Here is a 21,060-nt window from a genome sequence, read left to right as displayed (position 1 = left end):
ATAGTGGGGATCACGTCATATTAATTACTAGAAGATTTGTTCTATTGATCTGTTTTGCCATTATTATCTGGCTTTTCAATATCTGAAAATAAAACGACCTGGTTTCGTCCATTGGCTTTGGCAAAATATAATGCCTTGTCTGCTGACTCGATTAATGCTTCAGCATTGCGTCCATGCATGGGATATACGGCAGCACCAATCGAAATAGTTATAGGACCCACATGCTGCGCGCCATATTTTATTTGCAGTCGGGAAACATTGTGTCTGATGTTTTCAGCACGTTTTTTGATCATTTCAGCACCGATGCCATAAAAAACAATAATAAACTCTTCGCCACCATAACGGGCGGCTATGTCTCCGACACGGATATCATCTTGCAACACCTTTCCTAATTCTTTTAAGACGGCATCGCCCGCATCATGTCCATAAGTGTCATTTACTTTTTTGAAGTGATCTAAATCCAGCATCAAGATTGATAGTGGGGTTCGAGTTCGCTCTGATTGATGAATTTGTTTCAAAAGAAAATCCTCTAGATAGCGACGATTATATAAACCAGTTAAAGGATCACGCATCGATTGATAGCGGAGATTTTCTCTTAAGCGTACATTAGCAAATGCGAGGGCAGTTAATTCGGAGAACGCGTTGATTATAAGGCGCTGATTTTCAGAAAATGCAACTGGATTTTCTTGAGTGATTTCTAAATACAATAAACCATAAATATCATTCTGAGCCATGAGCGGAACGCATAGAGAGGTTAAGTTGAATTCTTTGGTAACGTGCACATGATTGCAAATTAATTCGTTATGGGATGGCCGTACGTGATGAATTCTTCCCAAGCGGATTGCCCAACATGCATCAGGAGAAAAATTTTTATCTTGAATGTTGGGTGAACCCCAGGAAGTTGCCATTTCCAGAAAGTTTCTTGAGGGATGCATGATATATAAATATCCACTTGCAAAACTCAACATCCGTTGGCAGTATTTTGTCATTACATGACTCAATTCATCTTGAGAGCTGCATGCAAGCATAATGTCACTTAATTCAACAAGAAGAGTGATTTGATCGTTTTTATCTTGAAGTGCTTGCATTCCCACATGGAGTTGTTCATAAGACCTTTTAAGTTCTATTTGTTCTTCAATTTGTTTCGTAATATTACGAATAATATACACTGCTCCACCAACTTCGTTATTTTCATTTTTAATTAAGCTGGAGGTAATTTCATAGACGTTATGCTGCTTTTGTACTTCAAATTCAATATTTCTGACAAATTCTCCACCTTTCAACGATTCTTTCCATACCTCCACCAGTTTACTTTTTGCACTTGTAACATCAGCAAAGACATCATCAACATGCATGCCGATGGCTATAGGTTTACCAAATAAACGCTTAAATTCACGCTGGTATGCTTCATTAAAGATAAGATAGCAATGGTTGTTATCAACAGCAGCGATCATATCGGAGGCGCTTTCCAAAATACCTCTTAATTGAGTCCCAACATTTTCTCTGTCCCGTTCCGCTTTTAAACTGCGGGTTAACTCCTTATTGGTTAGGATGAAGGCTAAGATGAAGCCACATATGCTAATGATGCTACCACATATAATAATAAAGTTTGCTAGTTTCGCGTTATCAAGTACGATTTCATTTCTTTCATTTAATAGTACTAATTCAACAGATTTTATTTCGTGGCCTAAGTCTTTAATTTGATTTGAAAGGTCGACCTCTTGACGAAAGAAATCCATCCCTTCTTGTGTATTGATTTTGTTTTTCATTTTTAATTCAATGCCTTGATTTAATTGCCTAATCCTTTGGTTCGTTAAATCAACAAAACGTGTTATTCGCTCGGTTTGGGATGGGTTGTCTTTGGTTAAATCAAATAAATTATCAAAATTAGGTTTAAAGTCGGATTTTATTTTATCGATTTTGGTTAGGAATCGGTCATCACCGGAGATAAGATAACCTCTTTGTAACGAATTAAGATTGACAATGAAAAATAATATTTGATCAGTGGATTGAATGACTTGATAAGTATGAGTGACCAAACTATTCGCCTCGACCAATTTATTGACTTGGCGATATGAGAAAATGCTAATAATTAAAACAAGAGTGAGTGCAGGTATAAAAATAAAATACATCAAAAATTTGCTGGATTGATAGTCCGAATTAATAAGTAACGAGTCTTTATTTCTATTTTTGCCGTCATTCATAAAAGCCATTAATTAGGTTTCCCTTTATTCAATTATATATCATTATTCATCTTATTCAGGGCAAGAGGAACTGGACCCATAAATTTTTAGTTTACTTACAGGAGCTTAGCATTTTATTCCATCATCATGCACAAAGTTATCCACAGGCGGGAATTGCTTTAAAAAATAAAAATTTTATAAAAAGATTTTAATTTCAATAAGTTAAAATCAATCCTGTTACAAACATTGTAGATGGAGCAAAGTTATTCACAATATATATGCAGTTTCTATATATGCGATAAGCGAACTTTGCTAAAATTGCTTTGCAATAAAGCATGGCGATGGTTAAATAGTAATTATTATTTTCATGAATAAAAAAACAATGAATGAAGTCACAGAACGAAAAGCATTAACTGAGTTTACAGAAAAAGCCTATCTTGATTATTCAATGTATGTCATTTTAGATAGAGCCTTACCCCATATTGCAGATGGTCTAAAGCCAGTTCAGCGACGGATTATTTATGCTATGTCGGAGCTTGGTTTAAAGGCAACTGCCAAGTATAAGAAATCAGCACGTACCGTTGGGGATGTACTGGGTAAGTTCCATCCACATGGTGACAGTGCATGTTACGAAGCCATGGTACTCATGGCGCAACCCTTTTCTTACCGTTATCCTTTTGTTGATGGCCAAGGAAACTGGGGTTCTCCGGATGATCCCAAATCTTTTGCCGCCATGCGATATACCGAGGCTCGATTATCTCCTTATGCAGAAGTACTCCTATCAGAGTTATTACAAGGTACCGTTGATTGGGTGGATAATTTTGATGGAACGCTGCAAGAACCAGCACTATTGCCTGCACGCTTACCTAACATATTATTAAATGGCGCCACCGGGATTGCAGTGGGCATGGCTTCGGATATCCTCCCCCATAACTTAACAGAAGTAGCTAATGCGTGTGTGCATTTGCTGGATAATCCTCAAGCCGATTTAGCGGCGATTACACAACACATTAAAGGGCCAGATTTTCCGACAGAAGCTGAAATAATAACACCACCTGACGCAATTGCTAATCTGTATGAAACAGGTAATGGTTCAATTAAGATGCGGGCTGTTTACTGTCAGGAAAAACAAAATATAGTGATCACCGCCTTGCCTTATCAGGTATCGGGTGCCAAGGTAGTTGAACAAATTGCGTTGCAAATGCAACAGAAAAAATTACCTATGGTAGAGGATTTGCGCGATGAGTCCGATCATGAGCATCCAACTCGGTTAGTCATTATTCCTCGTTCAAACCGAGTTGATGTAGACGGTTTAATGTCTCATTTATTTGCCACAACCGATTTGGAGCGAAGTTATCGTGTTAATTTCAACATGATAGGACTTGATGGCAGACCCAAAGTTAAAAATTTATTGGATATTCTTACCGAGTGGTTGTCTTATCGATTAACGGTAGTGAAGCGGCGTTTAGAATATCGTTTGGTCAAAGTACTGGATCGAATTCATGTACTTGAAGGGTTACTGATTGCCTATTTAAACATTGATGAAGTCATTGCAATTATCCGTGAACATGAACAACCGAAACAAGGCTTAATGGCTCGTTTTAATCTGAGTGACCGTCAAGCTGAAGCGATTTTAGAAATGAAATTGCGTCATTTGGCAAAGCTGGAAGAAATCAAGATACGTGGTGAGTTGGATGAACTATGTGCTGAACGGGATAATCTGCAAAACATCCTTGCATCAGAGCAACGTTTAAAAGCTTTGGTTAAAGAAGAAATTATAAGAGATAGAGATGAGTTTGGTGATGCTCGTCGCTCCCCCATTATTGTCCGCCAGGAATCACAAGCGTTAAAAGAAGAGGATATTTTACCCAATGAACCTATTACGGTCGTGCTTTCCAAAAAAGGGTGGGTAAGGGCAGCTAAAGGATATGATGTCATAGGCAGTGAGCTAAGTTATAAAGCGGGGGATGAGTTCAAAGCACAAGCTATGGCGCGCTCAAATCAGCAAATACTCTTTTTTGATAGTGAAGGTAAGGTCTACTCCTTACCTGGCCATGTCTTACCTTCTGCTCGCGGACAAGGCGAGCCCCTGACAGGGAAGCTGAATCCGGCTGAAGGTGCATTGTTTGAAGCGGTAGTTGGCGGCGAACCAGAACAATTGGTGTTATTAGCTTGTGACGCGGGATATGGTTTTATTGCAAAAATCGCCGATTTGTACGTAAAAAATCGCAATGGAAAGGCGTGCATCAGATTGCCTGAAGCCAGTCTTATTTTACCACCGCGAATACTACCGAAACACGATGAATTATTTGTTGCTTGCGCGACAAGTGTGGGTCGATTACTCATTTTTTCTGCCAAAGAAGTCCCTGAATTATCTCGCGGGAAGGGCAATAAATTAATTAGCATTCCTGCAGCTAAAGCGGCATCGCGCGAAGAATATGTGATTGATTTGCAAGTACTCACTGCAGATGATTCGCTCACCGTCCATGCCGGTAAACGCCATTTTACTTTGAAAGGGGCTGATTTAGAGCATTATAAAGGGGAACGTGGGCGTCGAGGCAATCGATTACCGCGTGGCTTACAGAATGTGACGCAATTACAAGTCATTACCGCCGAATAATCTCTTCAAGACAGTGCGTAACCAGGATTTTCTAATAAGTATCTAACGGTAGGTTGGGCCAAGGCGCAACCTACTGCAAATTGAGCAAAGCATCAATGAGAAAATGCCCTCGTTTCATCCAATATTTAAACCAATGATCTATTAAATAATTTATAGTAGTGATAAAGTTCTGAGTAGTAATAATAGCTAATCATTTCCAATAATGGAAAATAGTTTAGATAGGGAAATCTTGGCGCTTATGTTAAAAATTTTTACCTTTGTTGCTTGTTTGCTACTTAGCGCCTGTTTTATGGTGGGCCCTAATTATAAAGAGCCGAAAAAACCGGTTGCTGCACATTGGCCAATAAGGGATGCCTCAGTAAAAGAAGCACCATTTAAAACGATAAAATGGTGGCAAGTTTTTCATGATCCAGTACTTACTTCATTAATTAATCAAGGTTATCACAATAATCTGTCAGTACAGATTGCTGGGGTAAGGGTTTTGCAAACTCGGGCACTATTGGCTCAGTCAGTTGGACTGTTGTATCCGCAACAACAGGCTGCAACCGGTAACTTCACTTACTACGAAATTGGTGGCGGTGAGCTGCAAACGATTTTACCTTCAACCTTTGAGACCGCTTCGCTGGGTTTTACTGCGAATTGGGAAATAGATTTTTGGGGTAAATATCGCCGAGCTATCCAGGCTAATGATGCGACATTTTTATCTTCTCTAGCTGCTTATGATAATGCGCTAGTCACTCTTACTGCCGACGTTGCCAGCACCTACATCCAAATCCGTACTTATGAAGCGCAAATCAAGGTAACAAAAGCCAACATCGTGGTGCAGCGAGAAGGTCTAAAAATAGCCAAAGCTCGGTATAATGCAGGACAAACTAACCTGATTGATGTGGAGCAAGCGCAGACAGAGCTTTCACAGACCGAAGCGTCTCTGCCGCCATTGGTAAATAGTTTAGAGCAACAAAGGAATGCAATGGCGCTTTTATTAGGGACGGTGCCTAACGGAGTTGATGGACAACTAAGGAAAAGTAAAGGGATTCCTAAAGCACCGTCAACGATAGCGGTTGGAATTCCTAAAGAAACATTAGCGCGTCGACCGGACATTCATCAAGCACGTTTGGATGCGATAGCACAATCGGCCAAAATCGGTGCAACTAAAGCCAATCTTTTTCCATCTTTTTCTTTAAATGGGACGTTTGTTTTTTCTTCAAACAATATTGGGTCAAACTCCCTTGCCGATCTCTTTAATTGGTCAAATCGCGCCATCACTGCCGGACCAACGCTGACATGGCCAATACTCAATTACGGCCAAATCACCAACGCGGTACGGGCGCAAGATGCCGTATTCCAGCAATCCGTATTAAATTATGTCAATCTGGTTCTAAAAGCACAGCAAGAAGTGCAAAATAATATTACCGCCTATATTGAAGCAAAAAAAGCGGAGCGCTCCTTAAAGCAAGCAAACGCTGCTGCAATCAAAACGTTGAAACTCGCAATAATTCGTTACATTAACGGCGAAACAGATTTTACACCGGTGCTTAATGCTGAGCAGCAACAATTAAGTGTGCAGACTTCATTGGTGAATGCGCAAGCCAATATTCCCCAGGCATTAGTCGCTCTTTATCGTGCACTTGGCGGTGGTTGGGAAATCCGCGGTACTCATGATGTGGTACCACAACAAATTAAAGCGGAAATGGCAGCACGAACAAACTGGGGTACTTTGCTCAAACAACAGAATCATGAAGCACCTCGAACTAAGAAAGAAAGAATAAAAGAACTTTATTTACCTAAATGGTAGACAATTGATCTGGGTTGCATGGGATTGATCAGGGTGGTGTAGAGACACATACGATGGTGGAGAAAGAAATATAATCCCCTCTTCCGTTTCCGGGAGAGGGGTAGGGATGAGGGGGCATTAGCCATGCTCAATACCCTCATCCGCCCTGACGGGCGCGCCTTCTCCCCCAAGGGAGGAAGGGATATTTTCTTCTAATGGCAGTAAGGTCGAAGTGAGGGGTCGGTGAAGTAATAGTTTTTTATCCCTCGCAGTGCGACACCTTCTTTCTTAAATTGAGAAAGAAAACTTGGGAAAAATAAATAAAATGGTATCAGGTATGAACTTTAAAGATTCTAAATCGGTCAAAATGGCAGGGATAGCTGTTGCTATTTTACTTCTCATCTATTTGATGGTGCATTTTTTTGGCAAAAGTAATGTTCCAACGATCCCGCCGCCGCCAGTAGTTGTGCAAAAACCAATACCTGCAGAAATGGCCGAATATGTGACCCAAACAGGGAATACGGTAGCTTATAATTCAGTTAATCTGGTTGCACGGGTTGAAGGCTATCTTGATTCAATAGAGTTTGTTGATGGAACATTTGTTAAAAAAGGAAAAGAACTTTTTGTCATTCAGCCCGAGCCTTATTTTGAAAAACTTAGGGCTGCCAAGGCAACTGTTGCCGCAGCAAAGGCCTCGCTGGTGTACAACAAATCAGAATACGCACGCCAACAGCGCATGTATAAGGAACATGCTACCTCGCTCAATGAAGTCGAAAAATGGTATGCCAAAACGTTAGAAATTGCCGCCCAATTGGATAAATCAGAAGCCGAAGAAATCAATGCGGCCATTAATTACGGTTATACCCATATTTCAGCGCCATTTGATGGCCGAATTGGTCGACATTTGGTTGATGTTGGTAATCTTGTCGGCCACGGCGAAGCCACGAATTTAGCTACCATAGAGCAGATTGACCCCATCTATGTTTACTTTAACCTAAATGAAATTGATTTAATCAAATTGCGTGCTGCAGCGCGTGCGAGTGGCTTTAAACCAAAAGATATTAAAAAAATTCCGGTTGAAATTGGCTTACAAGGCGATACAACGTTCAAGTACAAAGCAACACTTGATTTTGTAAATACAGGCCTTAATGCATCTACAGGAACTATGGAGTTGCGCGCCGTTTTGCAAAATAAAGATTATATTTTTGTGCCAGGGCTCTTTGTGCAGGTACGGGTGGCGATATCCAAACCCAAAGAGCAATTAACAGTGCCTGATTCTGCAATTCTTTACGATCAAATCGGCGCTTATGTTTTAACTGTCGATACGAACCATGTCGTCGTATTGAAGCGAGTCACTTTAGGCAGTGTAGAGAATGGAATGCGTGGGATCGCCACGGGACTTGATGCTCAAGACCAAGTAATTGTCGATGGCTTGCAGTATGCGACTCCTGGCAATAAGGTGGAGCCGCGGCAACAGGCTGTGCCAACGAAAGATAATAAAGACAAAAAGAATAAGGAAGCCAAGCATTAATTGTGGTATGTGTCGTTCTACTGCCACTAAGTTAAGAACCCACTTTCTCGCTCGTGGGAGAAGGGAAATTATTTAGCTTAATGGCCGTGGTGCATGGTTCAGGGATTGTTACAAAAAGTGAGAAGACGGCAGAATGATTTCTAAATTTTTTATTGAGCGGCCTATATTGGCAAACGTTATTGCGTTACTCATAGTGCTGCTGGGATTGGTAGCCATTATTGCACTTCCTGTCTCTCAATATCCTGCTATTGTGCCACCCACCATTCAGGTGACCACCACCTATCCTGGTGCTGATGCGAAAACACTCATCAAAACCGTCGCTTTGCCCATTGAACAGCAAGTGAATGGGGTGGAAAACATGTTGTATATGCAATCTACCAGCACCGATAGTGGGGCTTATACGCTTATTGTTACCTTTTCAATCGGTACGGATCTTAATTTTGCACAAGTATTGGTACAAAATCGGGTGCAAGCGGCTATGGCACAATTACCCGAGTCAGTGCAAAAACAAGGGGTGGTAGTTCAGCAGAAATCGACTGCGATTTTACAATTTATTACCCTAACCTCCAAAAATGGTGAGTACGATGGATTGTTCCTTGATAACTACGCTGCAATTAACATGCAAGATGAGTTGTCGCGCTTGCCTGGTGTGGGTAATGTGATTATTTTTGGAACGGGTACTTATGCAATGCGCGTTTGGCTGGATCCTAGAAAAATGTTGGCCTACTCCCTTAATCCCAGCGATGTGTTGCAGGCTATTAGCCATCAAAACCAAGAGGTTTCTTCTGGACAAATTGCCGCACCACCCGCGGTAGGGAAACAACCTTATCAATTTACTGTGAATGTACCAGGACAACTTGCTGATGTCAGTGAATTTGAAAACATCATTGTGAAAACAGTTGCCCAAACACCAAATCAAACCGCTAATGCAAGCAGTAGCGCGCAAATCGTACGCATTCGTGACGTGGGTCGTGTCGAGTTAGGCTCAAATAGCTACAGCCAACTCGCAAAATTGAATAATAAACCGACGGCGGCAATTGGTATTTATCAATTGCCAGGAGCCAACGCCCTGCAGGTCGCCAACGAGGTGCGCAATGCCGTAGCCAAAATGGCAAAAAAATTTCCTGCAGGGATGGAGTATTCGATTCCATTTGACACCACCATTTTCGTAAAAGCATCTGTTGACGAGGTGTACAAAACCCTATTCGAAGCAGGTATTTTGGTTTTAGTCGTGATTCTGCTGTTCTTACAAAACGCCCGCGCTACTTTGGTACCTACTACCACCGTGCCTGTGACCATTATAGGTGCATTTTTTGCCATGTTCATACTCCATTATTCCATCAACTTATTAACCTTATTTGCCTTGGTTTTAGCTATCGGAATTGTGGTTGATGACGCGATTGTGATCGTCGAAGGCGTAACCCAGCATATCGAGCGTGGCACCTCGCCCAAACAATCAGCAATTAATGCAATGACGGAGTTAATGGGACCAATTATTGGAATTACGTTGGTATTAATGGCAGTATTTGTGCCCGCGGGGTTTATGCCAGGGTTAACTGGCGCGATGTATGCCCAGTTTGCATTGGTTATTGCGGCTACCGCATTTATCAGTGCGATTAACGCCATGACCTTAAAACCCACTCAATGTGCTTTGTGGCTGAAACCTGTTGACACGCAGAAAGAGAAAAACTTTATTTTCCGTTTATTCGATAAATATTATTACCCTATAGAAAATAACTACATTAGCTTTATCGACCGACTTGTTCATAAAAATAAAACCGTATGTCTTATTGGTATAGCCCTTGTCGTCTTGGCGATTATCGGTCTGAGCCGGGTCCCTACAGGATTTATACCTATGGAAGACCAAGGTTATGCGATGATGAACGTCCAATTACCTGATGGGGCCAGTTTAGGGCGAACAGAGGCACTGTTACATGATTTAAGTGATCAAGTCTCTAAAATTGGTGGTATAGAAAACGTTATCACCATTGATGGCATTTCGCTTTTGGATAATAGTGCTCCCCTTGCCAATGGCGGCGTTCTTTATGTGATGTTTAAAGATTGGAGTGTGCGCGGTAAAGACGAAGATTTGCTTTCCCTTTACAAAAAAATGAATGCGATTGCAGAGAAAACTTTGGGCGCTAAAGTGCTGGTGATGATCCCGCCACCGATTCAAGGGTTAGGGACTTCGGGCGGTTTTCAAATGCAACTTGAATTACAAGATGGATCATTTGATTATCGCAAATTACAAAGCGCGACGGATCAGTTGATTCTCTATGCAAGCCAACAACCGGAATTGCAACGGTTGAGGACTTCGTTTCGTGCCTCAGCACCGCAGCTGGCGGCGCCCATCAATCGAGTCAAAGCAGAAACTTTGGGCGTTACTGTGGGGGATGCAACCGAAACCTTGCAAACCTACCTTGGCTCCTCCTACGTAAACCTTTTTTCAAAATTCGGGCAGGTATTTCAGGTTTATGTCCAAGCAGATGCAGATTCACGGATGACCGTTGGCGATGTGCGCAATTTTTATGTTAGAAATAAATCAGGTGAAATGGTGCCCTTGGGTACACTGACCGATATGTCTCCTACTGTAGGCCCACCCATTATTTCTCTTTATAATTTATATCCTTCCAGTAATATTTATGGCATGGCCGCCCAAGGGTATAGCTCGGGTCAAGCCATGCAAGCGATGGAGCGGGTCGCTAAAGAGGTATTACCGGCAGGTATATCATACGAATGGACGAGTACTGCCTATCAGGAAAAGATTGCGGGAAATATGAGTTATTATATTTTTATCTTGTCGCTTGTTTTGGTGTATATGATTTTGGCGGGTCAATATGAAAACTGGATTGCCCCGGCAGCCATTTTGTTAAGCGTGCCTCTGGCCTTGATTGGAACCGTCTTTGCCTTATCCGCTTTGGGCCTTTCCAATAATATGTACACCCAAATCGGGATATTACTGCTGATTGCATTAGCGGCGAAGAATGCCATTTTAATTGTTGAGGTGGCACGAGAAGAACATGAGCTGCATAACAAGTCCATCATGGAAGCCGCGGTAATTGGCGCGAAAACCCGTTTTCGTCCTATTTTGATGACCTCTTTTGCATTTATCCTCGGGGTGATGCCCTTAGTATTCGCTACCGGCGCCGGTGCCAATGCCCGACGCTCGATTGGTATTGCCGTGTGCAGCGGGATGTTGGCCTCAACCTGTCTGGCGGTGGTCTTTGTACCGGCATTCTTCGTCATGTTGGTCAGTTGGCAAGAAAAAAGAAAAGCGAAGAAGAATGCCAATGCCGCCCATTTGAACGAAGCGGGGCTTTAGACATCCTAAAAACTATAAGCCACTCCGATCATCAATAGTAGTCCGGGCTAGGTACAAGCCGTAACCCGGGTTCTACATCATCCTTGCTCCCCGGTTCTGCTTCACTGCACCCGTCTACCTTTGCACCTTTCTTCTGCATCATCCTGAGTGTAGCGAGGGATCTCCCATCCTAATACGGCGCCAAAGCACGAAGATCGTTGCGCTGCTGGGGATGACCAACTTTCAAGGGATTACTTAATTTCTCTGGACGTAAGGTTTCCATAATATTTCATATGCTAAAATTTATATAAGGTAGTTCAATAAGAGATCCATATTATGCTTTCAGCAGAACAGATTGACGCACGCAAAAAGTATGTGAACCTGCTTATTCAAAAGGCGAAAAATAAAGCGTTGAGCACAGGTCCTGATAACTTACTTTATGATCCCCAAGGACGCGTATTAATTGATGTTGAATTATCAGAGGAAGAGCAAGCGTCTTTCAAAGAAGGCTTTACTGGGGATAAAAACTTTAAACCTACTAAGGTAACTACGGTTAGCCTGGATGTGACAAAAGATCCAGATCTCCAAGAACTCAAAGCTAAGTATATGGATAATTATGGGCTGAGTGGGGGAGATTTAGAGCAGTTATCAAAGGTGCGAAGCAGTATTATCCCTCTACAACAAGAATATCATTTTCATCTAGCGCTTGCTTCACGCACTTATGCAAAAGTATTGTGGGCGAAATTTGGTAATGAATCAGCCCTTCGTCAACAACATAAGGAACAACTGCGAAAAGCGCTTGGTAACATGGGTGGCGAATTCGATATAACAGCACTTAGACAGCAGCTTAACGAGGAATATAAACAAGCAATACAAAATGAGGAAAAAAGGACAGGAAAACCCTTCGAGCCCAAAGAAGAAAAAGAATTTCAAGAAAAATTCCTCAGCCAAGATAATAAGACATACCAAGCTATTTTAGAAAAATTGAATAAAAAAAAGGAGTTTATCAAGACGTTTAATGAGCCGCTAGAAAAGCAAATTGCTGAAGATAAAGCAAAACTTGAAGCGCAACTAGCACTGGCGCATCAAAGAGCAATGACACGGGTACAGCCTTTAATTGAGACGGCATTTCAAAAGGCTTTCAGCGAGTCTAAAAATGAGGCTAAGCTTATTAAAGCTTTAGACAAAGCTCGTGCGAGTATTTCTGCAGAAGCACATAGTATTCTCATGGAGGAGGTTGTCCGAGCTACTGGAAGACGCCTTTCCAGGAAAGATCTCGAAAAAAAGGAAGTCGTGCATCTTGCCGAATCAACAACCGCCTCTCCTAACGACCTATTACATACCGATGGCTCCTCCAAACTGGCTACCTGGATTTCTGGTTCGCAAAATACTGCTCATGAACGAGGCATAGACACGCTTGCAGATAGACAAATTGCGACTGTGGCCTTAGAAGAAAATGGTTATACGCCTTCTCGATTACAAATCAGGACCCCTTCTTTAGATGTGAAAAAAGGCATTAAAAAGAAGGATGCTATTAATGATGTCAGTTCCAAGCTGGCTTCACTGGCTACAAAATACGCAATCGATGAAGCAGTCACAGAAAAACCTGGGATAGGAAAAGCCTTTACCTATAACCTGCATACCGCGATTAATGACTGGTTAGGGGATACAGGCGGTAATAATCAATCAGCAGGGGCACGCATTATTTTGAGTGGCGCCCACTTGTATAACAAAGCCCAATTAAACAAGAAAATTGAAGAACAAAGGGTTGTATCAGAAGAAGAGATACCTGCGAAACCAGAAAATGTTGCTCCTAAACCCTATTGTCTGGTACAAAATATATCAGTGAATGGATTTGGTGATAGCTTAGGCTATGGGGGGAATGATTTAACAACAGAAGCCACTTTGATGGCAGAAATGGCGATGTTGTACAATTTGGTTGGCGAAAATGATGCTGCCAAACAAAAAGTCCAAGAGGTATTTGAACAGTATAATAAATTCTTAGATCAAGCCGATGCTTATCCTGAGGATGACCTTTTCTTTTCAAAATCGGATGAAGGAAAAGCGGCCATTGCGTTGATCGGGAAAATTAAAGAGGCTTGGCAGGTTCGAGAAGAAGAAGTAGTCAATAATAATCCTGTTGAAAGAGCAAAAGCAGCATTAAAAACAATGATGGCCAACGATTTACACCATCAACATGAATACAGCAAGTTGATACAATCATTATCTATTTTTATCGAAGAGGCTTCGATTGCTGGATGTAAAAGTGGAAATGAACGGGCACAAGCCATTAATGGCCGTGTTGCCATCTTGGACCATGAAGCGGCTAAGGCTAACAAGGGTGAGCCTAAGGATCATTTCTTTAGGACAATAGATGCGCTTGCTCAGGCTACTAATGTAGATCAAGTATTCGAGCAAGCTGACAGCTTAAAACAAAAACTGGATATGAAATATGATAAAAGATTGCAATCCGGGGTGTCACTGATCAGCGATGTGGACCAAGGAGCATCTGCCAAAGTCAATGCCCCCAAAATAGTGAATTGGAAAAAACATCCTTTCGATGCGATTAAGGCATTTTTTTCGAATATAAGTAGAAATATCGCGGAAGAGTCTTCACTTCAATACTTAAGCCAAGGTAAAGCAGGTAATATGCAAGCTCATAAAGGCTTAACCGAGTTCATGGCCGATTCTTGGGGGGCTAAGGGATTCAAAAAATTCCTTGGAGGATGGGGTGCTTTCGCCCATGTGATTACGTTAGGATTGGCATTTCTCGTGAGCCTTCCACTCTATGCCTATTCTAGTTATCAAAGTAACAAAGAAATAAATGGAAGGATAGAGAGAGCTATGCTCGACGACAAGAGTGAACCTGCTAGGAAAGAGCAAGCAGTTAACCCAGAGATAAAAGAGAGCTATGCTGACATGAAAGAGTGGATGCCTCCAGGTGAAGGTGTAGGTCTTTCAGAGTCGCCTGTTAAACGTGTTGAGCAAGGAACAGATCATGATAACGGTTTTGGGGTTCCTCCCCCACCGAATGAGGAAGGTCCAATCGTAACAGCTGACCCTCCCAAGAGTGCAATATTACAGTAATTGTAGGAATTGAATCCCGGTTGCAAGCAACCGGGGTATATGTCCTTAAACTCACGCCATGATGTGAACGTTTACAAAATCACTTCCATCCACAAAGCTCCCTAATTTTTGCTTTTAGTTCCGCGGATAATGGCGTGAGTGGCAATGTACTCAATGCCGCGCTTTGATACAAACGTTTAATTTCAGGGCTTTCTATGGCCTGCAAATGCAGGGCAAGGGTTTGCACATCGCCTCTTGCCAGGGGGCCGGTGAGTGATTCGGCAATCCTTTCAGTTTGCAATAAGTTATCTAAATTCCCTTGCATTAAATTGACCATCATCTGCCGGCTTCGTTGGGGGGGGATTCCTGCGTGCAGAAATAATTCCTCACTACAGGCTGCTAAAGTAATTAAATAATTGGCGGCCATGCATGCTGCCGCATGATAGGCAACTTTGGCGTCAGGTTCGATGGCGATGAGATTCGCGCCCAACGGCGTAAAAGCGTGTATTAACCAGTCACAGACTTCGGTATCGCCCTCGAGCACACAATCCACATGCTGAAACGCCGCGGCATCGAGGTAATTGCTTTTAAACGCTTTGAGTGGATGAAAACTGGCGACCAAACACCCTTGTTGCTTTAAGGGCTGCAGTAAAGCAGAATTTTGAACCCCACTGCAATGAATAACCATAGACTGCGGTTTTAAAACAGAATGTTGCACCAGGGTGTCGACAACATGGCTAATCGCATCATCATTACAGCAGATCCAGGTTACCTCCGCTGCTGGTAAATGCTCTAGGTTAGCGATTGCTTGTCCATAACCAAGCTCTTGGCAGACCTTTTGTGCACTTTCTAAACTGCGATTACAAATCGAAAATGAGGTAATGAGTTGATCCTGAAATAAAGCCAAGGCTAAATTTTTACCTAATCGACCAGCGCCTATGATATTGCATTTCATATTCTTTCTTGCCTAAAAACACTTTTTTTACCTATGCAATGCACATAAAGTGCGGTGCACAGAATTTCTTTAAAAATTTTTATGATGAGCAATAAACTACTTTTTCTTGCTCTGGAATGGTGCGAACTGGATTTTCGGTATTAATAATGCAATTTTTGCAAAAAAGCATCACCATCAGTTGAATTATTGGTTATAATACTCTCAATTTGTCATATTGAGAAATGAATTATGCCTTACTGGGTACAGGGAACTGCACAGCAAATTTTTCATGCATTTGGACAGGACCCGCTAATTGCAGAACAAAAAAATGACACAAAAACCATTTTGCGGGATGTTCCTGCCGTTCATTTTTTGGGTGGTCTAAAACAAGCAATAAAGCATTTTAAGATCTGGACCACACAGGCTCTAGGAACATTTTATTTGCAAGGAGATATGACTGCGGGTAATTTGGCATTTTTGTTTGGGCCTGATCCGCTAAAAAAGGTAGGGGAAGCTTCAGAGTTTTGCCATGCGAATTTAGTGCGTCAGAATTTTGCCTACATTAACGATGCAGGGGAGAATTGTGGGCTTTTGGTAATGTATCGGAAGGATGACCCCACGCAATGGGTAATGGCTCTGGAAAAAAATGGCCATGCAGCTCCAAAAGATAGAGCGCTTTTCTGTTTATCAAGTTTTGATTTAACCCCGTCGATTAAAGTCCCTAATTCTGGATTGACTGTTTCTTTAGTGCCTTCTCTAGACCCCCTGTTAGCGCAGATTGGCTCTACTTTGCCAAGCCTTTTGTTACAACAAGCACTCAATGGGGATAATACCGTTAATTTACGTTTTCAACGCATTGCGCTGTTGATGCGAAAATTACAAGTAGAGCAAGAAACCGTAGCACTGCGCGGTGGACCCATACCCTTTTCAGAGCTTAATCTACCCGCACTATTTGCAGATAATCCAGCCCTGGACAAGATTCTGCACTATAAAATACAAGACGAGCTTTCTTTGTCTGCTGGCGTACTTAAGGATCTTTTATCAGAATCCAGTCCCTTATGCAAAGAAATTCAGGCGCTTCAATTAACTGATGATGAGCGTAATAAGAGCTTATTAAAAACTCTTATCGTGTTTTATGAAAAAGGACTACTGGAAGAAAATCGGAAATTATTTGCTAATTCTGAGCTGATAAAAAAATTCAGCGCATTCTTGTGGAATGAAACGCAAATTAAGTTACTCCCCTTCTTACTGGCAGAAAACTATACTGATGAAGAAATTCGCCGTATTTTAGCAAAGGAAGAGTATTACCAGGCTTTAAACAAACTCGTTGATCTGGAGCCAGCTCTGGCAATAGAGGCCAAAGAATTTTTTAATGATATTAAAAAACTTAAGGAATTAACGCTTATCCATTCTTTCCCTGATGAAGACTGTAAGATGCTATGTTTGATTTTTTGGGTCAAAGGCGCTTTATCTGAGGATGGATATCAGCAAATCGCTAATACAGCGCAGGAATTTCCTTTAATGGCCTCGAGTTTAGTTGCTTTAGATCAAACAAAAACGATTGATATTGAGCGACTAGAGCAACGTGCTTCAAATCCCCACCTTCATCTACAGGATTCCATTAGGCATCATTTCAATGACGAGCTAAAAGAATGTGTGGATCTTGAATCGAAATTATTTAAATTAACTCCTGCAGAATTAGACGCTGCAAATATGGCATTGCTGCAATTAAAAAAATCAGGAGGTATTACTCCTCAAGAATATCAGTTGGTATTAGAAAAAGATGCTCAAGGACAAGCTTTACGTCTGTTTTTGCCGCAGCTGGTGAATATCAAGGATGAAGCGCATAGGAAGACATTGATCAACGTTCTTTATAGCGGTGTTATTCATGGAATACAAATGCAAGGGAATCAAATACTGCAACTGGCTGATCCCCAGCAAAGGGCTTTAGCGGAAGATTTACGCGAGCGATTTATTTGCGTTACGTTAATGCAGAAATTAAAGCGGGACAACATGATGGTTGCGTTCGCAGCACAACAGGATGAAGATGCCAAACGTTTTCGACAAGTTCTTTTGCGCGTTGAAGCGCAATGCAAAGTAATTTCTGAGCGTTTGGCAGGTTCTGACACTTATCAGCCAATGCGCAAAGACTGGGAAAAAGCACAAGAAGGGTATCGAAGAAAGTTATATACCTTGGCTTACGAAGCGCTTATCGAGCATGATATAGAGGTGCGTGAGCGATTACTGGGTACTGAAAAAGCGATTCTTGATATCGTTGATCCACAAATGGAGCCGGGGAATTATAAAACGATAATTGATGCTTTAATTGTTCTTGCTAACATAGTGATTACCGTCTTGTCCGGTTTTAGTGCTAATGCAGTTAAATATAAAATGACCGGAAACCTCTGGTTTTTCAATCAAACGACCTCAGGAGAGGAAATACGCGCACTGGATAAGGAAGTGCTTAAGCTTGTAGAACCAGAAAAAACAGACGAAAATGGTATTTGGTCAATCATACCAAGTTTTCAAATGTGTTAAATCCAATGTAGCTCTCGAACGCTACAACCCTTAGCCCAGGAACTCATCTCCCTCCTGGGCTTACCCAATGAAAAAAAAGAGAAATTCTCTTTTTCACACCTTTCTGACATCAAGAGTGCAGACAGGGTTGGTGTTTGCTTTTTACTGTTTAGTTTCCTTGTTATCTGCTTGAAAATTATTCTTGAACTTCTTGAATATTTCTGCCTAATATGAACTATTCTAAAAGGACGACTGTGATTTAATGGATTAAAATATGGGAATTCCAAAAAAGGCACTGAGGCATAGTCAACTCACGTATTCAGAAAAAACAGCGATATCCGATAGCTCTCATCAAACCTTTAAGGTTACCTTTGAAGAAGATGGAGTTGTCAAAAAAGCGTTTTTTAAAAAATTAGAACCTAAAAATCACTATCCTGAATTATTAGCTAAAATAAGCGTTGCAACCTCATCATTCAAAAGGTCATTTCAAGGAAAAAGATCCGCTGAAGAGCGGTTGGTATTCGAGGAGTACGACCTTGAATTAATGCCCGATCGCAATGAAACGATAAAAGACAACACCCTTTATATTAAATTTGAGAAAGACTCATTCCAATATCTGGTTAAGACTCCTGAAGGCCTAATAAAAAAAGATACCATAGCCGTTAATGAAATCGCCAATTTTAATCCGGAACTGCCGTTAAGTGAACAGCTGCACACAGTAAAGAGCAGTATTTTAGAAATCACCTCAAAGAGAGGCCACACTCAAGACAAATTGATCGGTACGCTTTCTATTGGTATTGAGGATTTTAAACCGTTTCACTTTGCCAGCCAGGGTATTCCTGTTAATAGTACGTTAAAGGAACAAGTTGCCCCCAGTGTTAAGACACTGATTGAACATAACATCATGGAACTTTTACTGGGACGATGGTTTCTTGATGATGACGACTCTCATCCTCATAATCTCAGTTTAGCCGGTGATATCGATTTCGATATGTTTTTCTATTGGTTCACCATTTATATGAAAGTACCACGAGCGGTGATTGGCGTTCCGAAAACGCACGTCACTTTAACAGTTCGTGATTATGAGGCTTTTCCTAATGTTCAGGAGTCCATGCCTTATCATTGGCCGCCCTACCAACATCCAGGACAAGTTACCATTCCGCTAATTGTCCCAGGGGTACAAGAACAAGCCCTTAAAAAGCTGCCTAAAGCGTATGCAGACCCTATCGAATTCGCCCGTTTGGCTCAGAACTCCCTTGCCCAAGAACAGAAATTGGCTGCAGCTCTAAAAGCATTATTAACGTTTCAACCGGAGCTGCAACGCAAACGCTTAACAGAGCTTTTTGGTGATTTACCTTTAAATTACACCTCTTTAGATGAAACGGATCCCAGCTTACGAGCAAAATATGAAGAGTTATTTCCTCAATTTTGTAATGGAGAAACGGACAAAAAATCATTTGTTGATTTTATGATGGCGTTATATCAGGAGCATTACGATAACTTATACCGAGTGGTCGTCTTTTATATGGGATGCTTAGATAATGGTTATGGGCTACCTCTGCCTCCTACTTATTTGGCGCTGTATCAAAAACCTTCTTTTTATCGGAACGTTGGGGAGTGGATCAAAAAAGAAAATGAAACAACCTATGCGAAGGAAGAGGAGCTTAAATTTGATCCTAATGAGTTACAAAAACGATATCATCAGGTTTGGCGGGATGCATTTGCTCCAACAATAAAAGAGCTGATCCACAGTGCATACCGACTAACCAACTCATTACTTAAAGAAACGACTAATCCTCCGCACGTACAAATTTCCAAACTGGATAGCAAAAAGGCTACAGATGATACGATAACCAGTGCCTGGGAGTTATTTGGAAACCTCCCTCAACTCGATGCTGAAACAATAGCGGCAAAAATTAGCGTTGATAAAGACAGTAAATTACGCGATGCAGTATTATCTATGGTTGCATTTGTTAATGAGTTCCGAACGGTTATTGAAACCTATTATGAAAAAGAACGTAAGGAGCTCACAGAAGAAGATAACCTTGAGTTTTCAGATAAGCTGGGCTCACTGTATAAAACACATAATTTAAAAATTTGCCAAGCCTTGGCAAATACAACAACCCATGCCGCTGGATTTAATAATATCGCTGAAAGTCTTAAATTAATTGCTGAACAGGTCAATTTCCAGTTGCATTTAACAAAGACCGACGAACTGATGGAAAAAGCGTTACTTGCGGTGAAGAGAGACGTTTTACCTTTTACGCATGAAGATGTGAAAAATCAATATAATGATTCGCTGTTTGTTTGGGCCAAATCCATTAAGCCTGAAGATTTGGAACGCTATATTACCGATATTGTTGATAAAAAATATGCTCCTTACATCGAAACATTTTCCTTTCGCAAAAGAACAGAATCGGTTAAAAAGTATTTAAAAACCAGTTCTGCTGAGAGTGGGGATCAACGTTTGGCGTACATCTTAAGTTCGGGCACAAAGCAAGATGGGGAATTGAATACCTTGCTTATCAATGGTCTCACTCCGTTCATGCTTGAAAAATACCCTATACCAAGTATTGATCAAGCAATAAGAGACAAAAGCTTTGAAAAAGGGATTGCCGATTTTACACGTGATGTCGTGTTCTTTGCCAAGAAAGACAAACGCTTTACTCATCCCTACAGTGATCGAGGTATTTCCATGTTGTTTAAAGGCATGTATGAATGGGTAGATACTCTTACCGAACGATCATTTAAAAGCTTAATCGAATCATCGTTAAAAAAATATGAAGGGTCATCATGGGGAAGCATTTGGGGGGCATCCAGAAGACCGGAAGTAGAGGGTTATTTAAACGGAAATTCTCATTCAAAAGCGCTCGCCTTGATCTTTATGAACGGGCAAGATTCTTCAGCACTAAACGACTGTTTGTTTACCAAAATCATAGAGGCGATTAAAAGAGAAACAACTAAGTTTCCAGAGCTATTACAAGATCAAAAATATCAGATAATTGCACGATTTGCTTTGGAAGAACATAAAAAATTTTATCTGGGTGATGTGAAAAATCATTATGAAACAATTACTGCGACCCAGCGCCAACTGCAACTCACGGAAGGTTGTTCTTATTAAGCGTGTTGTACTT

Annotated in this window: 9 protein-coding genes; 7 read left to right on the top strand and 2 right to left on the bottom strand. The window is 41.3% G+C overall.

Annotated features, from left to right (window positions below; all coding sequences use genetic code 11):
- Positions 1 to 41: 41 nt before the first annotated feature.
- Positions 42 to 2,213, bottom strand: coding sequence for a GGDEF domain-containing protein (locus EL022_RS03065; protein WP_422386201.1), 2,172 nt, complete (start codon positions 2,211 to 2,213; stop codon positions 42 to 44).
- A gap of 337 nt (positions 2,214 to 2,550) precedes the next feature.
- Between EL022_RS03065 and parC the strand changes: the two genes are divergently transcribed.
- The 5 genes from parC to EL022_RS03040 all read left to right on the top strand — a co-directional run bounded on the left by parC (position 2,551) and on the right by EL022_RS03040 (position 14,496).
- The gene (gene parC, locus EL022_RS03060; RefSeq protein ID WP_028381472.1) at positions 2,551 to 4,803 is read left to right on the top strand and encodes a DNA topoisomerase IV subunit A; all 2,253 of its coding nucleotides are present in this window, start codon (positions 2,551 to 2,553) and stop codon (positions 4,801 to 4,803) included.
- 238 nt (positions 4,804 to 5,041) lie between these two features.
- Complete coding sequence (locus EL022_RS03055; protein WP_028381473.1) at positions 5,042 to 6,598, top strand: efflux transporter outer membrane subunit; 1,557 nt, start codon at positions 5,042 to 5,044, stop codon at positions 6,596 to 6,598.
- A gap of 316 nt (positions 6,599 to 6,914) precedes the next feature.
- Complete coding sequence (locus tag EL022_RS03050; protein WP_193392428.1) at positions 6,915 to 8,108, top strand: efflux RND transporter periplasmic adaptor subunit; 1,194 nt, start codon at positions 6,915 to 6,917, stop codon at positions 8,106 to 8,108.
- Between the two features lie 133 nt (positions 8,109 to 8,241).
- Positions 8,242 to 11,430 carry an efflux RND transporter permease subunit gene (locus EL022_RS03045; protein WP_028381475.1) on the top strand — a complete coding sequence of 1,063 codons (3,189 nt, stop codon included), beginning with the start codon at positions 8,242 to 8,244 and terminating at the stop codon, positions 11,428 to 11,430.
- Positions 11,431 to 11,745: 315 nt separating this feature from the next.
- On the top strand, positions 11,746 to 14,496 hold the full coding sequence (locus tag EL022_RS03040) for a hypothetical protein (RefSeq protein ID WP_051544474.1): 2,751 nt from the start codon (positions 11,746 to 11,748) through the stop codon (positions 14,494 to 14,496).
- A gap of 79 nt (positions 14,497 to 14,575) precedes the next feature.
- On the opposite strand, the gene EL022_RS03035 is transcribed toward EL022_RS03040, so the two are convergent.
- Positions 14,576 to 15,430: a Rossmann-like and DUF2520 domain-containing protein gene (locus EL022_RS03035; protein ID WP_028381476.1), complete on the bottom strand. Its 855-nt coding sequence runs from the start codon at positions 15,428 to 15,430 to the stop codon at positions 14,576 to 14,578.
- 228 nt (positions 15,431 to 15,658) lie between these two features.
- On the opposite strand from EL022_RS03035, the gene EL022_RS03030 reads away from it, so the two are divergent.
- Complete coding sequence (locus EL022_RS03030; protein ID WP_028381477.1) at positions 15,659 to 17,947, top strand: hypothetical protein; 2,289 nt, start codon at positions 15,659 to 15,661, stop codon at positions 17,945 to 17,947.
- A gap of 253 nt (positions 17,948 to 18,200) precedes the next feature.
- Positions 18,201 to 21,047: a hypothetical protein gene (locus EL022_RS03025; protein WP_028381478.1), complete on the top strand. Its 2,847-nt coding sequence runs from the start codon at positions 18,201 to 18,203 to the stop codon at positions 21,045 to 21,047.
- The last annotated feature ends 13 nt before the right edge of the window (positions 21,048 to 21,060 follow it).

Origin of the sequence: Legionella cherrii, assembly GCF_900635815.1 — a bacterium.
Taxonomy (GTDB): Bacteria; Pseudomonadota; Gammaproteobacteria; order Legionellales; family Legionellaceae; genus Legionella; species Legionella cherrii.
Note: the sequence above shows the minus strand (reverse complement) of the source record. Positions and strands in the feature narration are given on the sequence as shown.

What these genes read in the sequence shown, in the direction of transcription:
- EL022_RS03055 (WP_028381473.1), top strand. Translation starts at nt 5,042, where the DNA reads ATGTTAAAAATTTTTACCTTTGTTGCTTGTTTGCTACTTAGCGCCTGT.
- EL022_RS03030 (WP_028381477.1), top strand. Translation starts at nt 15,659, where the DNA reads ATGCCTTACTGGGTACAGGGAACTGCACAGCAAATTTTTCATGCATTT.
- EL022_RS03035 (WP_028381476.1), bottom strand. Translation starts at nt 15,430, where the DNA reads ATGAAATGCAATATCATAGGCGCTGGTCGATTAGGTAAAAATTTAGCC.
- parC (WP_028381472.1), top strand. Translation starts at nt 2,551, where the DNA reads ATGAATAAAAAAACAATGAATGAAGTCACAGAACGAAAAGCATTAACT.
- EL022_RS03040 (WP_051544474.1), top strand. Translation starts at nt 11,746, where the DNA reads ATGCTTTCAGCAGAACAGATTGACGCACGCAAAAAGTATGTGAACCTG.
- EL022_RS03025 (WP_028381478.1), top strand. Translation starts at nt 18,201, where the DNA reads ATGGGAATTCCAAAAAAGGCACTGAGGCATAGTCAACTCACGTATTCA.
- EL022_RS03065 (WP_422386201.1), bottom strand. Translation starts at nt 2,213, where the DNA reads ATGGCTTTTATGAATGACGGCAAAAATAGAAATAAAGACTCGTTACTT.
- EL022_RS03050 (WP_193392428.1), top strand. Translation starts at nt 6,915, where the DNA reads ATGAACTTTAAAGATTCTAAATCGGTCAAAATGGCAGGGATAGCTGTT.
- EL022_RS03045 (WP_028381475.1), top strand. Translation starts at nt 8,242, where the DNA reads ATGATTTCTAAATTTTTTATTGAGCGGCCTATATTGGCAAACGTTATT.